Raw genomic sequence first — 14,763 nt, 5'->3', positions numbered from 1 at the left:
TGGTTCCGAGTCTCCAATAAACCCGGCACGAGACATGCTGAACGACGAGTTCCAGAGTGTTCCTTCCGAACTGTGTGGTCTCCCGCTTCTGGAATGTCACGTGGGCGACGTGCCGTGGAGTTGCCGCGGCAAGTGCGGCAGCCGGAGGGATGCCGAATGAGTGACCGGCAGCGACCTGAGACCAGGCGCCGTGACCGGGTTCCTCAGAAGTTGAGCACTACCTACGATTCGAGTTCCCCCGGGTCGGCCGAGGGGCTGGAGTTGTTCACCCCCGCCGAAGCAGCGGACAAGCTCAAGGTCCCCGAGTCCTGGCTTCGCAAGAAGGCGACCGCACGCCAGGTGCCCTGCACCTTCATCGGCAAGCACCTGCGGTTCAGCTCCGAAGACCTAGCCGAGATCATCCGTGACGGACATCGAGACCCCGTGACCGGGCCGTCTGCTCCCACCCGGAGGCGCACCGAGTAACCCGAGACACAAGGAGTACGTACGCATGGCGTACGCAGAAAAGCGAGGAACAAAGTGGCGGGTCAAGTACAAGAAGCCCGACGGTGACTGGGCCTCCGAATCCGGATTCGAGACCAAGCAGTCCGCATTGGACTGGGGACGTGACCAAGAGTCGGATGTCCGACGCAGCACCTACATCGACCCGAAGCGTGCCAAGGAGAAGTTCGGCGCGCTCGCGGAAGAGGTGTTCTCCAAAGCGAAGCTGGCGATCAACACCGAGGCCAAGTACCGCTCCTACCTGGACAAGCACATCCTGCCCCAGTGGGAGAACTGGCCTTTGGGAGCGATCCTCACCGACTCCCAGGAGCTCAAGGGGTGGGTGTCTGACCTGCATGAAGAGCTGGCTGAGCCATCGGTGGCCTCCATCTTCGCCTACTTCTCAACGATCCTGGAAGTAGCGGTCCAGGACCGTAAGATCCCGGCCAACCCCGCACACGGCGTGCGGGTGATCTCGGGGGAGTACATGGCCGAGCGTCAGGTCGCGACCCCCAGTCAGGCGCTGCGGGCCGCGATGCGGTTGGGCCACACCTTCGGTCACGCCGGGTTCGTGTTGACGCTGATGGCCCACTACACCGGCGCACGCTGGTCCGAGCTCGTCGTCCTCCAGCCGCACGATTACGACGAGGTCAACCACGCCATCCCGGTGCGTACGCCTCTTCGGGAAGCCAACGGGGCGTTGGAGGTGGCCAAGAAGCCCAAGACCCCGTCCAGCCGACGATGGATTCAGCTGCCCCCGTTCCTGGACCTGCTGTACACCGATCTGATCGTGGCCAGCGAACGCCCGTACCTGTTCACTGGCCCACAGGGTGGGCTGTTGCGACGTGGCAACTTCAGGCAGAGGTTCTGGCGGCCCGCATGGGATGGCGACTCGTCCAGCGAGTTGCAGTGGCTGCGCCCTGCCCTGGCCGAGGGGATGACGTTCACCGACGCGGGACGGCGTTCGCACCGGACCGGACTGGCCGAGGACAACATCCCCGAAGTAGCCAGGGCCGCCAGGCTGGGGCACACCATCCCGGGGATGAAGCGCGTCTATGAACTGGTCACCCCGAAGATGAAGAAGCGTGTACTCAAGGTGACCGAGAAGCGGTGGAGAAGGAGCGTGGACGCCTTCACCTACTGGGAGCGCGATCGGCTGTTCGATATGGCGCCGATCCTCGAAGAGCACTACCGTGGAAACAGCGAAAGCGGGCTCCCGAAGGAACCCGCTTCAAAGATGATCTCCCAGATATCTCCCAAGGTGGGATGATCATCTTCGCCGCTACAGTCAGATAACTCTCTGACCTGCGGTGCTGCTTGTGGGCGATACAGGACTCGAACCTGTGACCCCTACCGTGTCGAGGTAGTGCTCTAGCCAACTGAGCTAATCGCCCTTATGGAAATGTGGTGCGCATGGAGCCGGAGACGGGAATCGAACCCGTGTGCAGGGATTTGCAGTCCCTTGCCTCAACCACTCGGCCACTCCGGCATGCAAAGCACGGGGGAGCCGCGTGGCACCCATGCGTGCCTTACTCCGAGCGGACGACGGGATTCGAACCCGCGACCCTCACCTTGGCAAGGTGATGCTCTACCAGCTGAGCCACGTCCGCGTGTGTACGGGGTGTGTTGCCCCGAACCCGATCCGATTGTGCCACCTGGGGAGGCACGAGGCGAATCGTCTCGAGCGGACGACGGGATTCGAACCCGCGACCCTCACCTTGGCAAGGTGATGCTCTACCAGCTGAGCCACGTCCGCGCGGCGAGTGTGGTCGCGGGCCTCCGGGGCTTCCCGGTGCCGCGTCCCTCGCTGCGTTTAGAACTCTAGCGGAAGTTTCGGGGAAGTGCGAAATCGGTTCCGCGCAGGGGCTTTCGCGCCCTGCCCGTGGCAGGCCGGACCGGCCCGCCGCGGTGGCAGGAGCTACTTCTCCACGTGGGCGGGTGTGGACGGCATGTCGGGACGCGGTGGAGCGGACAGGTACTGGCCGACCCGCTCGATCACCTTGTTCATCTCGTAGGCGATGAGCCCCACGTCGCTGTCGGAGTCCGACATCAGGGCCATGCACGCGCCCTCGCCCGCGGCGGCCACGAAGAGGAAGGCCCGGTCCATCTCGATGATGCTCTGACGGATGTTCCCCGCGGAGAACTGCTTGCTGGCTCCCCCCGCGAGGCTGTGCAGACCGGAGGCGATCGCGGAGAGGTGCTCGGCGGCGGGCCGGTCGAGTCCGCTGGAGGTGGCCATGAGGAGGCCGTCCGTGGACAGCACGATGGCGTGTTGGGTGCCCGAGGCGCGGGTGAGGAGGTCGTCCAGCAGCCAGCTGAGTTCGCCGCGGGCGGTGCTCGGTGGGGTCATGTCTCTCTTCGCTGTGTCTGGTGCGGTCGTGGGCGAGGGGCGCGCGCGTGCTGCGGGAGGCTTCGCGTGTGCCGGCAGGGGATGCGGCTGGGGGTGGCTGCTACCGGTCCCGCATAAGCGTTGCCCAGATGATAGTCATTCGTAACTTATCTGTCCGTCACGAGCCATCGTTTCAGGGTGGGTCGTGCCATGGGAGCAGCCACTCTGACCTGTGACGACACCATGTGAAAACCCGTTGACTTACCGGACCGGAGGCCGGTGCCGGACAAGGGCCTTGCCAAGGCGCGGCCCCGGCGGGTAGGGCCGGCTGCGGGATCACCAAACGGGACGGGCCGCGGAGGTGGCAGGATTCGGGGTGTCACCGGCCCGACCAGGGGCCCAGAGAACGTGGGGGTTGGAATGAGGGTGTGGATCGCGGGAGCCGGTCACGGCCGGGGTGCCGTGCTGGAGGAGAGGGACGCGCGAATCCCCGTGGCCGACCACGGGATCACCGTCGGCGACGGCGTCTTCGAGACGGTGCGGGCGCAGGACGGCAAACCGTTCGCGCTCACCCGCCACCTGAAGCGGTTGGCGCGCTCCGCCCAGGGGCTGGGCATGGACGAGCCGGACCTGGAGCTGATCGCCGACGGCGTCGCCCAGGCGGTGGCGGCCAACCCGGAGATGACCGACGCCCGGGTGCGCATCACCGTCACGGACGGGGCGGGGCCGCTCGGTTCGGACCGGGGCCAGGGCGAGCAGACCGCCATCGTGGCCCTGGGCCCCTTCCCGGGCATCGCCCCCTCGACGAACGTGGCCCTGGCACCCTGGCCCCGCAACGAGTTCGGCGCGCTGGCCGGACTGAAGACCACCTCCTACGCCGACAACGTGCGCGCGCTCGCGTACGCGCGTCAGAGGGGCGCCAGCGAGGCGGTCTTCCGCAACATCACGGGGAACCTGTGCGAGGGCACCGGCAGCAACGTCTTCGTGGTGCTCGACGGAAGGCTGGTCACCCCGCCGCTCTCGGCCGGCCCGCTCGCGGGCATCACCCGCGAACTGGTCCTGGAGTGGTTCGGCGGCGAGGAGGAGGACGTTCCCATGGAGCGGCTCCCCGAGATCACCGAGGCCTTCCTGACCTCCACCGGCCGTGACGTCCAGGCGATCCTCAACATCGACGACCAGAAGGTGTCGACGGAGCCGGGCCCGGTCACGCGGAAGGCGATGGCCGTGTTCGCGGAGCGCTCCGCGGCCGACATCGATCCGTGACGGACGCCGCGCCGCGGTGAGGCGCGCAGAGACGAAACAGGAGGACGGCGCCCCGGCGCCGTCCCCTCTTCGTTCCTGACCCCCGTGTACCTAGGAGTGGAGGTGCTGCTGGATCTCCTCGTCGAGGTCCACGAACTGGCCCTCCTGGCCGGCCGGGACGATCTCGTAGGTGCGGTGGAGGAACTCCGCCAGCGGTGAGACCTGGGTGTCGAACTCGGCCTGGCCGAAGGGCGAGGAGAGCGCGATGCTGACCGAGCGGTCGCCGCTCTCGTCCTTGGAGGGCCACACGCGGACGTCGCCCTCGCCGACGGGGCGGACGATGCCCACGGTGAGGAGCTCGCGCGCGAAGATCCACTCGACGGGGTTGTCCTCGCCGGTGTGGAACGCGACGCGGATCGCGTACGGGTCGTCAGCGCTGTAGTCGAGTCGCGCGACCAGGGGAACCGCGGTGCGCTCCGGGACCACGAGTCGCAGGCCCAGCTCGGCGGTGGCAGTGGTGTCGCTACTGTTCATGTTCGCCAAACCTTTTCTCGTCCGGCCCAGAGTCCTGGGGCGCGGGCCGGTTGCCGCCTCACTCGCTCCTACGCGGCTGTCCGCGGACTATGACGTGAGTACGGGAACTTTCTTGGTCGGTGGGACCGGAGATCTCGCTGTCCGCCCTGCGGAGCCAGCGCGCCGCCTGGCGGCACCACGATCCTTCGTCACTGTAATGACCAGGGGAAACCAAAGATTTCCCCATGTTGAGTGGCCCGTGTCACGCGGAGGTCGATCCGCGGTCGCTACGGGAGGGTTCACGGGGTCGGGAACTCCTACTCATTGCGGGGATCATGGCTGATGAGGGAGCCTCGTGGGAACCCGTTGACCAGCATATGTGACCTCGATCACGCGGCTATGTGCCCGCTGGGCGGGTTTGCGTGCGTCGAACACTCCGGAACATGCGCTAGAGTTTTTCTTGTCAGGCCGACGAGGCCGGACAGGGCAGCAGACCGGGGCGATTAGCTCAGTTGGCTAGAGCGCATCGTTCACACCGATGAGGTCACTGGTTCGAGTCCAGTATCGCCCACAGTAAAGAGGGGCCCGGTTCGTATCGCACGAACCGGGCCCCTCTTTTTTTGTTTTGGTCGGGTCAAGCTCGGGCAACGTGCCCGTATGCGTCTCCGTGCGGGTTTCGGAGCGGGTGAGGGCCGGGAAAGGTGCCCACCCATTCGGGAGGTCAGTCCGGGGGAGCGGCGCGTCCACGGCGCGCGGCTCTGGCGGCCCTGCGCTCGCGGCGGCGCTCCAGGAGCTGGTCCTTGGTCCTCAGCGCCCACTTCTCACCCCGGCGAGCCCACACGCGAGCGGGCCTCAGCAGCCGGTGCGCCCAGTGGAACTCGGTGCTGATGATGAGGAGTCCGAGGAGGATCGAGGCGATCCCCGGTCCGGGGACCACCAGCATGACGACCCCGGCCAGGATGACGACGGTGCCCACCGTGCCGACCAGGACGCGCCACGGCAGGTGCAGGGCCGGGTGGGTGTGCATGCGTCTGCGGAACAGGCGGAGCCGCGCGCGCAGGCGCCTCCACTGTCGTACACGGGCGTGGCGAGTGGGGGATGTCTCCGGGGCCGGTGGCCCGTTTGGTGGGCTCGGTGACATGCGCTCACAGTATTCGGTCGATGCGACTGGTGCTTTCGGGTCGGGCTGGGTTCGCTGGATCGGATGTCTGCTGATTCTCACCGATCTCACGGGTCGGATCAATGGTTCCTCCCAGGACGGTGGAGAAACCTCGAAAAACGTGATGATCCATGACAGAACCTTCCTATGTGCGCGGGTTCCTCCTCGTCAGGGGGCGGCTCGGCCGTCTCACGGCTTCTTCGGCAGAGACGGACGGGGAGGCCGAATTCCACGACCGAATCACGACTGTCCTCCCTTGTGTGGACTTTCCCGTCGCCTTGTCGGAGCGTCCGGGCCCCTGTGGACAACCAGAGGCACCCTCCTTCCGGAGCCGATAGCATCGGGGGTGCGCAACACCCGTGCCCCGCGCACCCTCGCGGGCCGGTCCGCGTCCACCACATCGACGTACATCCCTAGGAGTCACCGTGTCCGCCGCGTCTGAGCTGCACATCACCCTCGCCGGAACCCCGCGTGCGGTGGCGGCCACGACCACCGCGGGCCAGGCGCTGGAGGCGGACGGCAGGACCGTGATCGCCGCCCTGGTCAACGGTGAGCCCCGCGACCTGGCCTGGGAGCTCTCCGACGGCGACGCCGTCGAGCCGATCGCGATCGACTCCGAGGAGGGGCGGGCGATCCTGCGCCACTCCACCGCGCACGTCCTCGCCCAGGCGGTCCAGGAGCTCTTCCCGGAGGCCAAACTGGGCATCGGCCCGCCCGTCGAGAACGGCTTCTACTACGACTTCGACGTCGCCGAGCCCTTCACCCCCGCCGATCTCAAGGGCATCGAGAAGAAGATGCAGCAGATCATCAAGCAGGGGCAGCGCTTCGACCGCCGCGCCGTCTCGGACGACGACGCCCGCGCCGAGCTGGCCACCGAGCCCTACAAGCTGGAGCTGATCGGCCTCAAGGGCGGCGCCGCCGAAGCGGCCGAGGGCGCCTCCGCCGAGGTCGGCGCCGGTGAGCTCACCATCTACGACAACGTCCACCCGCGCACCGGCGAGCTGTGCTGGAAGGACCTGTGCCGTGGTCCGCACATCCCCACCACCAAGGTGATCCCGGCGTTCAAGCTCATGCGCACCGCCGCCGCCTACTGGCGCGGCAAGGAGACCAACCCGCAGCTCCAGCGCGTCTACGGCACCGCCTGGGAGACCAAGGACAAGCTCAAGGAGTACCTGGCCTTCCTGGAGGAGGCCGAGAAGCGCGACCACCGCAAGCTCGGCTCCGAGCTCGACCTCTTCTCCATCCCGGACGAGATCGGTTCGGGCCTGGCCGTCTTCCACCCCCGGGGCGGCATCATCCGCCGCGTGATGGAGGACTACTCCCGCAGGCGGCACGAGGAGAGCGGGTACGAGTTCGTCTACTCGCCGCACGCCACCAAGAGCGCCCTGTTCGAGAAGTCGGGGCACCTGGACTGGTACGCGGACGGCATGTACCCCCCCATGCAGCTCGACGGCGGTCAGGACTACTACCTGAAGCCGATGAACTGCCCGATGCACAACCTGATCTTCGACGCCCGCGGGCGCTCCTACCGTGAGCTGCCGCTGCGCATGTTCGAGTTCGGCACCGTGTACCGGTACGAGAAGTCCGGCGTGGTGCACGGCCTGACCCGCGCCCGCGGCTTCACCCAGGACGACGCCCACATCTACTGCACCCGCGAGCAGATGGCCGACGAGCTCGACTCGCTGCTCACCTTCGTGCTGGAGCTGCTGCGCGACTACGGCCTGGAGGACTTCTACCTGGAGCTGTCCACCAAGGACCCGGAGAAGTACGTCGGTGACGACGCCAGCTGGGAGGAGGCCACCGACACCCTGCGCCGGGCCGCCGAGAAGCAGGGCCTCGAACTGGTCCTGGACCCGGGCGGCGCCGCCTTCTACGGCCCGAAGATCTCCGTGCAGGCCAAGGACGCCATCGGTCGGACCTGGCAGATGTCCACCATCCAGCTGGACTTCAACCTGCCCGAGCGCTTCGACCTGGAGTACACCGCGGCCGACGGCACCCGTCAGCGCCCGGTGATGATCCACCGTGCCCTGTTCGGTTCCATCGAGCGGTTCTTCGCCGTCCTGCTGGAGCACTACGCCGGGGCGTTCCCGGCGTGGCTGGCCCCGGTCCAGGCGGTGGGCATCCCCATCGCCGACGAGCACGTCCCCTACCTCCAGGAGGTCGCCGCCAAGCTGCGCGCCGAGGGGATTCGGGTCGAGGTCGACTCCAGCGACGACCGGATGCAGAAGAAGATCCGCAACGCGCAGAAGCAGAAGGTCCCCTTCATGCTGCTGGCCGGTGACGAGGACATCAGCAAGGAGGCGGTCTCCTTCCGTTACCGCGACGGCTCCCAGAACAACGGTGTGCCCGTGGACGAGGCCGTGGCCGAGATCGTCGCGGCCGTCCGCGAACGCCGCCCCTAGGGGCGGCGGAGCGCCGCGGAGAGACGCGCGTACGCCCAGGACGAGAGGAGCGCCCGTCCCCCGTGTGGGGGTGGGCGCTCCGTCGTTGCGGGGAGGGGCCGGTCAGCCGCGCTCACGCGGGCCCTTCGGGTCCTGGTCGTCCTTGAAGAGGTCCTCACGGGAGATCTGCGCGGTGGCGTTGGGGTCCGAAGTGGTCTCCTCCTCGTCGTCGCGGAACAGGTCCGCGCGTGAGATGCGGTGCGTGGCGTTGGGGTCACTCATGGGGTACTGCTCCTTGTGCGTTGGGGTACGCCGGATTTTATCGGCCCCCTGTGACAGGGGCGCACGCCCGGGGGCGGCGCGCACGGCCCTGACCGGGTCCGGGGGTGAGGGTTCAGGACCCGGCGGTGTCGTGCGCCCAGGCGCGGGCGGGCACCCGGCTGACCAGTTCGATCAGGTAGTCGGCCGCCGCCAGGGCGCGGTCGGGGTCCAGGCGCAGGGTCGCCCAGGTCAGTACGTGGCCGCCGGTGAAGCGCACCGGGAAGGAACGGGATCGGGAGTCCGCCAGCAGCCAGGAGACGGTGTCGTGGTCCAGGACCGCGTCGGTGAAGCGGTCGTCGGAGCCGTCGGTCCGGAAGGCCTCGGCGAACGAGCGGCGGACCTCCTCGGGCCCTCCGCTGGCGTCGAGGGAGACGGTGCGCGCCAGGTCGCGTCGGAGGATCTCCAGGTCGGCCCCGGGACCCGGGGTGTGCACGGCCACGACGCGTCGGGTGCGCCGTGGCCGCCCCGTGCCGCGTCGCGCGTTCGGGTCGGAGTGGGTGAGCTCGAACATGGTGACCAGGTGCGCGCCGCGTCGGCCGGTGAGCACGTGCCGTACGCGCGGGTCCGGGCCGTGCAGGGCGACCGGAAGGGTGGCCTCCTCCAGGGGGCGCGGGTGGTGTTCGGTGTAGTGCCAGCCGTGTCCACGCGCCCAGCTCTGGAGCTCGGTGACCCGTTCCTTGCGAAAGTGCGCGGCGACCGTGATCGCCCCGGCCGACACCACGACGGCTACCAGGGCGATCAGGGACAGTGCGCCTTCCATCCGGTGTCTCCTCCGGTGGGGAACGGTGAAGCGGCCGGGGACCCGTTGGCGGGCCCGCCGTGGCGGGCCGGGTCTCGGCGAACCCGAAGAGCAGGGGGTTCGCACCGGCCGTGTGGCTCCATTCTGTGCTGCTTGACGGCCCTTGTCACCCCTTGGGCCGGTTACTCCGGTGCGCTCGGGAGTGTGTACGCTCCGTGATCAGGGTCCCGTCTCCGGCTGCTCGCGGCCGTGGACGGCTCCCCGGGGTTCGGAGCCCGGGGCGGCCGCCCGCAGTACGGAAACACTGCGTGGAACGGGTTCCGGGGTGCGGCTCCGCGGGGCTCGGGGGTGCGCTTTGTCCTCTGGCACGCGCCCCGCGCCCGCTCCGCGGCACGCGCGGAGGGGTGTCCGGAAGTGGCCAGTCGAGTCCCCGGGGAACCGGGGTCGGGCGTCGGCCTTCACCGAGCTCATGTGCACTGTGTGTAGTCAACAGAGAACTCCGCGTCCGTCACGCTGTAGCAGACCCCGACCGGCGGGGCGCCGTCCACGTCCTTGACGTAACCGTTCTCGCGCACGACGAGGAGCCCGGTGTCCGGCGCTCCGTCGAACCCCACGGAGAAGCGGACACCGGCGTCGTCGGCCTCCTCGAGGGGGAAGTGACCGGGGGAGTACTCACCCTCCTCCGTGAGGACGGCGAACTGATCCTTGGCGAACCCGTACGCGTACGCGGGATCCTGGGCGCCGTGGAACTCTCCCTGGAAGACGAGGGTCCCGTCCGGGGACCGTTCCGGGGCCGAGACCCTGATGGTGGCGCCGTCGCGTCCGGGGGCACCCATGGTGAACTCGGCCCGAACCTCCTGCGCAGTGGAGCCGCCTCCCCGTCTCTCGGTGCCCACCTCGTTGCGCCGTCCCGCGTTGACCGCCGTCTCGGTGGCCTCGGGCGGCGGCCAGCGCCCGGTCCGGTCCGTCACGTCGCCCTGGCGGGCACCCCCCTCGTTCACGCCGGACATCCCGATCCGGTCAGGGGTCTCCCCGGTGCCGCCGTGCCGTACGCCCACGACCGCGCCCGCCGTGACCACGGTGGCCACCGCCAGGACCGCCGCTCCCCGACGAAGGAGACGCCGGTGCCGGGAGGCTCCGCTGACCACGGCCGAGGACCACTCCTCGCGCACGATGCGGGTGGCCACGACACCGGTGTCCGGTACCCCGCGGCCGTTCCCCAGGACACCGAGGATCTCGTGCGGTGCGGGCCGGTACCCCGGGAGGGGGCTCAGGGACGCGTGCACCAGCGAGGCCAGTTCCAGGGGCACGCCGTTCAGGTCGGCCTCACCGCGCATGACCCGGCGGACGACGGCCTCGGGGTTCCCCCGGCCGAAGGGGTTGCGTCCGGTCGCTCCGTAGGCGGTCAGCTGTCCCCAGGAGAACACGTCCGAGGCGGCCGTCGCGGGACCTCCTCGGAAGCGTTCCGGGGCGATCCAGCCCGGGGTGCCCATCACGCCGCCGGGGAGTGCGGCGCCGTCCAGGGTTCCGGCGATGCCGAAGTCCAGGACTCTGGGGCCGTCGGGGGAGAGGATCACGTTGCTCGGTTTGAGGTCGCGGTGGATGACCCCGGCGGCGTGGATGTCGGCCAGGGCGGCGGCCATCCCCGCCGCGAGCCCGGTCAGGGGGCCTCCGCGCAGCGGACCGCCCCTCTCCACCTGCTCCTTGAGGGTGGGACCGTCCACGTACGCGGTGGCCAGCCAGGGCACCTCCGCATGGGGAGCGGCCCCCGCGAAGCGGGGGACGAACGGGCTGCGAACCCGGCTCAGGGCGTCGACCTCCCTGGCGAACCGGGAGCGGAACTCGGGTTCGTCCGCCAGTTCGGGGTGCACGGCCTTGACCGCCACGGGAGGACCGATCCAGGGCCGCGCGAGGTAGACGGTGCCCATCCCGCCGGCGCCCAGCCGCCCGACCAGCCGGTGCGGACCCAGTCGGGCCGGGTCGTGGGCGCTGAGAGGGCGCACGGCCGACACCGTGGCGCGCCTACCCATGCCGCTCCTCCCGTTCGGAGACACGGCGGTGGGACCAGGGCACCTGGTCGGTGGCGACCCTCCGGCTCAGGGCCGGGCCGGTCGGGGTCCCTGGGGACGGCTCGGAGGGCAGGAGAGCGTCGGTGCGGGGAGAGGGTGTCACTGTGTCGAAACCTCGGGGGTAGGGGTCCGAAAGCGAGCCTCATTCTCCCAGTGACGAGTCGGTCACGCGCGAAGTGGCTCCAGCACGGTTGACGCGCCGCAGCCCCGAAAAGTTCGGCCCCCAGGGCCGGAGGGCGGCGGCCCCGGGGCGTCGCCTCTCCGACCGGCGCCCCGGGACCGTCGAGCCTAGGCGGGCAGGCCCAGCTCGCGGGCGATCAGCATCTTCTGCACCTCGCTGGTGCCCTCACCGATCTCCAGGATCTTGGCGTCCCGGTAGAAGCGGCCCACGGCGTAGTCGTTCATGAAGCCGTAGCCGCCGAACACCTGCGTGGCGTCGCGGGCGTTGTCCATCGCCGCGTTGGAGGCGATCAGCTTCGCGATGGCCGCCTCCTTCTTGAACGGCTCACCGGCCAGCATCCGGGAGGCCGCGTCGTAGTAGGCCAGGCGGGCGCCGTGCGCGCGGGCCTCCATCTCGGCGATCTTGAACTGGATCGCCTGGTAGCGGCCGATGCTGTTCCCGAAGGCCTGCCGCTGGTGGGCGTAGCGCACGCTCTCGTCCACGCAGCCCTGGGCCAGCCCCACGGAGAGCGCCGCGATGGCGATGCGGCCCTCGTCCAGGATGCGCAGGAACTGGGCGTAGCCCCGGCCGCGCTCACCGACCAGGTTGGCCTCGGGAACCCGGCAGTCCTCGAAGACCAGTTCGTTGGTGTCCGAGGCGTTCCAGCCGACCTTGGAGTACTTCTGGCCGACAGAGAAGCCGGGCGTCCCGCTGGGAACGAGGATCGACGAGATCTCCGGCCGCCCGTCCTCGCGCCTGCCCGTCACGGCGGTCACGGTGACCAGGGCGGTGATGTCGGTGCCCGAGTTGGTGATGAACGACTTGGTCCCGTTGATCACCCACTCGCCGTCCTCCAGGCGGGCGGTGGTCCTCGTCGCTCCGGCATCGGAACCACCGTCGGGCTCGGTCAGCCCGAAGGCGCCGAGGGCCTCGCCCGAGGTGAGCCTGGGCAGGTAGGTCTTCTTCTGCTCCTCGGTGCCGAAGCGGTGGATCGGCATCGCCCCCAGGGACACACCGGCCTCGAGGGTGATGGCCACGGAGGAGTCCACCCGCGCCAGCTCCTCCAGGGCCAGGCACAGGGCGAAGTAGTCGCCGCCCATGCCGCCGTGCTCCTCGGGGAACGGCAGCCCGAAAAGGCCCATCTGACCCATCTTGGCGACGATGTCGTACGGGAAGGCGCCCCGCTCGTAGAAGTCGCCGATCACCGGCGCGACCTCGGTCTGGGCGAAGGTCTCCACGGCGGCCCGGAGGTCGGCGTGCTCGGTCGAGAGTTCGTGGCGGTTCATCGCTGCTCCTGGGAAAGGGTGGCGGCCGGGTCCTCGGCCGACGCGGGGAGGGGTTCGACGGTGACCAGGACGGCGTCCATGGGCACCGGCACCCCGGGGCGGACCGCCACGGTGGTGACGGTCCCGTCAACGGGTGAGGGCACCGAGTGCTCCATCTTCATCGCCTCGACCACGGCGAGGGTGGTCCCGGCGGAGACCTCCTGGCCCACCTTGACCGGGACGTCGAGCACGGTGCCCGGCATGGGGCTGCGGACCGTGCCGTCGGCGGCGGCGTCGTCCTCACGCAGGGCGGCGGCCACCGGTTCCTCGTGCAGGCTCCACGCCGCGCCGCCGAGCCCCAGCCAGCGGTGGTGCGTGCCGGGCTCGTCGGCACGGGCGTAGGTGACGGTACCGCCGGAGCCGGTGACGGTGAGCCGGGTCCCGTCGGCGGAGCGGTGGCCCCTGAGGGCGACGGGGGCGTGGTCCTCCAGCTGGACCAGGTAGTGCCCGGCCGCCCCGTCGCGCCGCACCCGCACCACGGTGGCCTCGTGCCCGGGCGCGCGCAGCCGCCACGGGGTCCAGGCGGGGCCGCCCATGCGCCAGCCGTCCGGGACGGCGAAGCGGTCGGGGCCCGGCGGCCCCTCCAGGTCCAGTTGGTGGTCCAGGGCGGCCGCCGCGTACACGGCGGGAAGCAGGTCGGGGGCGCCCTCGGGCGGGTCGGTGGCGATGAGGTCGGTGCTCAGGTCTCCGGCGACCACGCGGGGGTGGCGCAGCAGCCGTCGCAGGTAGGCGGTGTTGGTCACGCAGCCGAGCAGCGTGTGGGCGGCCAGGGCGGCGTCCATCCGCCGCAGGGCCTCGGCCCGGTCCGCGCCCCAGGTGACGACCTTGGCCAGCATCGGGTCGAAGTCCGAGGTCACCGCCCCGCCCTGGGCGATCCCCGAGTCCACGCGCACGTGGGGCCCGGAGGGCTCCTCCAGGAGGAGGATCGGTCCGCCCGAGGGCAGGAAGCCCCGGTCGGCGTCCTCCGCGTACACGCGGGACTCGATCGCGTGCCCGATCCAGGAGACGTCCTCCTGGGCGAAGGGCAGCGCGTCCCCGTAGGCGACGCGGACCTGGAGCTCCACCAGGTCGACGCCGCGTTCACCGCGTACGGCCACGACCTCCTCGGTGACCGGGTGCTCGACCTGGAGGCGCGTGTTCATCTCCAGGAACGAGTAGGACAGTTCGCCGCCGGGACCGGTCTCGGCGATGAACTCCACCGTGCCCGCGCCCACGTATCCGCAGGAGTGGGCGGCGGCCACCGCGGCCTCGCCCATGGCGGCGCGTTGGGCTTCGCTGAGCAGCGGGGAGGGGGCCTCCTCCACCACCTTCTGGTGGCGGCGCTGGAGACTGCACTCGCGTTCACCCAGGTGGAGGACGTTGCCGTGGCCGTCTGCCAGGACCTGCACCTCGATGTGGCGCGGCCGCTGGACCAGCTTCTCCACCAGCAGGGTCGAGTCGCCGAAGGAGGCCAGCGCCTCGCGGCGGGCGGCGGCGGCGTCGGCGACCAGGGTGTCGGGCGAGCGCACCTCCCGCATGCCCTTGCCGCCGCCCCCGGCAGAGGGCTTGATCAGCAGCGGGTAGCCGGTCTCCTCGGCGGCACGCAGCAGGGCGTCGTCGTCCATGGGCTGACCGGGCTTCTCGGTGAATCCGCCCAGCACCGGCACGCCGGCGGCGGCCACGGTGTCCTTGGCGCGGATCTTGTCGCCCATGGCCTCGATCGCCGAGGCGGGCGGGCCCACGAAGACCAGCCCGGCGTCCACGCAGGCGCGGGCGAACCCGGCGTTCTCGGACAGGAAACCGTACCCGGGGTGCACCCCGGTGGCCCCGCAGTCCACGGCCAGGGCGACGATTCCGTCGGAGTCCAGGTAGTGGTCGACTCGGAGCGCCACGTCGGCGGCGAGGGTGTGCGGTGCCCCGGTGTCGGCGTCGGTGTACACGGCGGCGGGGCTGATGCCCATGCCGCGCAGGGTGCGGATGACGCGCAGCGCGATCTCGCCCCGGTTGGCGACCAGGACGCGCGTGACACCCCCGCGCGACGCGGTGGTCTGTGGTGTGGTGGTCAA

Annotated in this window: 12 protein-coding genes and 5 tRNA genes; 5 read left to right on the top strand and 12 right to left on the bottom strand. The window is 69.9% G+C overall.

Annotation, left to right across the window (positions count from 1 at the left end; translation table 11 throughout):
- Positions 1–210: 210 nt before the first annotated feature.
- Both D452_RS0124595 and D452_RS31540 read left to right on the top strand, forming a co-directional pair.
- Positions 211–465 (top strand): helix-turn-helix domain-containing protein, encoded by a 255-nt coding sequence (locus D452_RS0124595; RefSeq protein ID WP_204366627.1) that lies wholly within the window; start codon positions 211–213, stop codon positions 463–465.
- A 25-nt stretch (positions 466–490) separates the two neighbouring features.
- Positions 491–1,750, top strand: a complete 1,260-nt coding sequence (locus tag D452_RS31540; RefSeq protein ID WP_017546790.1) for a tyrosine-type recombinase/integrase — start codon at positions 491–493, stop codon at positions 1,748–1,750.
- Between the two features lie 50 nt (positions 1,751–1,800).
- On the opposite strand, the gene D452_RS0124585 is transcribed toward D452_RS31540, so the two are convergent.
- The 5 genes from D452_RS0124585 to D452_RS0124565 all read right to left on the bottom strand — a co-directional run bounded on the left by D452_RS0124585 (position 1,801) and on the right by D452_RS0124565 (position 2,830).
- Positions 1,801–1,874 (bottom strand) — tRNA-Val (locus tag D452_RS0124585).
- Positions 1,875–1,894: 20 nt separating this feature from the next.
- Positions 1,895–1,969 (bottom strand) — tRNA-Cys (locus D452_RS0124580).
- Positions 1,970–2,017: 48 nt separating this feature from the next.
- Positions 2,018–2,090 (bottom strand) — tRNA-Gly (locus D452_RS0124575).
- Positions 2,091–2,163: 73 nt separating this feature from the next.
- Positions 2,164–2,236 (bottom strand) — tRNA-Gly (locus D452_RS0124570).
- A gap of 162 nt (positions 2,237–2,398) precedes the next feature.
- Positions 2,399–2,830, bottom strand: a complete 432-nt coding sequence (locus D452_RS0124565; protein ID WP_017546789.1) for a roadblock/LC7 domain-containing protein — start codon at positions 2,828–2,830, stop codon at positions 2,399–2,401.
- 399 nt (positions 2,831–3,229) lie between these two features.
- On the opposite strand from D452_RS0124565, the gene D452_RS0124560 reads away from it, so the two are divergent.
- On the top strand, positions 3,230–4,072 hold the full coding sequence (locus tag D452_RS0124560) for an aminotransferase class IV (RefSeq protein ID WP_026129649.1): 843 nt from the start codon (positions 3,230–3,232) through the stop codon (positions 4,070–4,072).
- 90 nt (positions 4,073–4,162) lie between these two features.
- On the opposite strand, the gene D452_RS0124555 is transcribed toward D452_RS0124560, so the two are convergent.
- Positions 4,163–4,585, bottom strand: a complete 423-nt coding sequence (locus D452_RS0124555) for an SsgA family sporulation/cell division regulator (protein WP_017546787.1) — start codon at positions 4,583–4,585, stop codon at positions 4,163–4,165.
- Between the two features lie 476 nt (positions 4,586–5,061).
- On the opposite strand from D452_RS0124555, the gene D452_RS0124550 reads away from it, so the two are divergent.
- A tRNA-Val gene (locus D452_RS0124550) sits at positions 5,062–5,135 on the top strand.
- Positions 5,136–5,285: 150 nt separating this feature from the next.
- On the opposite strand, the gene D452_RS0124545 is transcribed toward D452_RS0124550, so the two are convergent.
- Entirely contained in the window at positions 5,286–5,591 is a 306-nt protein-coding gene (locus tag D452_RS0124545) for a PGPGW domain-containing protein (protein ID WP_017546786.1), read from the bottom strand.
- Positions 5,592–6,148: 557 nt separating this feature from the next.
- Between D452_RS0124545 and thrS the strand changes: the two genes are divergently transcribed.
- Positions 6,149–8,125 carry a threonine--tRNA ligase gene (gene thrS, locus D452_RS0124540; protein WP_017546785.1) on the top strand — a complete coding sequence of 659 codons (1,977 nt, stop codon included), beginning with the start codon at positions 6,149–6,151 and terminating at the stop codon, positions 8,123–8,125.
- 102 nt (positions 8,126–8,227) lie between these two features.
- Here the strand turns inward: thrS and D452_RS30960 are convergent, their stop codons facing one another.
- The 5 genes from D452_RS30960 to D452_RS0124515 all read right to left on the bottom strand — a co-directional run bounded on the left by D452_RS30960 (position 8,228) and on the right by D452_RS0124515 (position 14,763).
- The gene (locus D452_RS30960; protein WP_017546784.1) at positions 8,228–8,386 is read right to left on the bottom strand and encodes a hypothetical protein; all 159 of its coding nucleotides are present in this window, start codon (positions 8,384–8,386) and stop codon (positions 8,228–8,230) included.
- Positions 8,387–8,498: 112 nt separating this feature from the next.
- The gene (locus tag D452_RS0124530) at positions 8,499–9,185 is read right to left on the bottom strand and encodes a hypothetical protein (RefSeq protein WP_017546783.1); all 687 of its coding nucleotides are present in this window, start codon (positions 9,183–9,185) and stop codon (positions 8,499–8,501) included.
- A gap of 446 nt (positions 9,186–9,631) precedes the next feature.
- On the bottom strand, positions 9,632–11,194 hold the full coding sequence (locus tag D452_RS30115) for a serine/threonine-protein kinase (protein WP_017546782.1): 1,563 nt from the start codon (positions 11,192–11,194) through the stop codon (positions 9,632–9,634).
- 327 nt (positions 11,195–11,521) lie between these two features.
- Positions 11,522–12,679: an acyl-CoA dehydrogenase family protein gene (locus tag D452_RS0124520; protein WP_017546781.1), complete on the bottom strand. Its 1,158-nt coding sequence runs from the start codon at positions 12,677–12,679 to the stop codon at positions 11,522–11,524.
- Positions 12,676–14,763, bottom strand: coding sequence for an acetyl/propionyl/methylcrotonyl-CoA carboxylase subunit alpha (locus tag D452_RS0124515; RefSeq protein WP_017546780.1), 2,088 nt, complete (start codon positions 14,761–14,763; stop codon positions 12,676–12,678). The genes D452_RS0124520 and D452_RS0124515 overlap by 4 nt, the downstream gene beginning before the upstream one ends.

It is taken from the genome of Nocardiopsis prasina DSM 43845 (genome assembly GCF_000341265.1).
Lineage (GTDB): Bacteria > Actinomycetota > Actinomycetes > Streptosporangiales > Streptosporangiaceae > Nocardiopsis > Nocardiopsis prasina.
The sequence above is the reverse complement of the archived record's forward strand: the minus strand, read 5'-3'. Positions and strand labels throughout refer to the sequence as shown.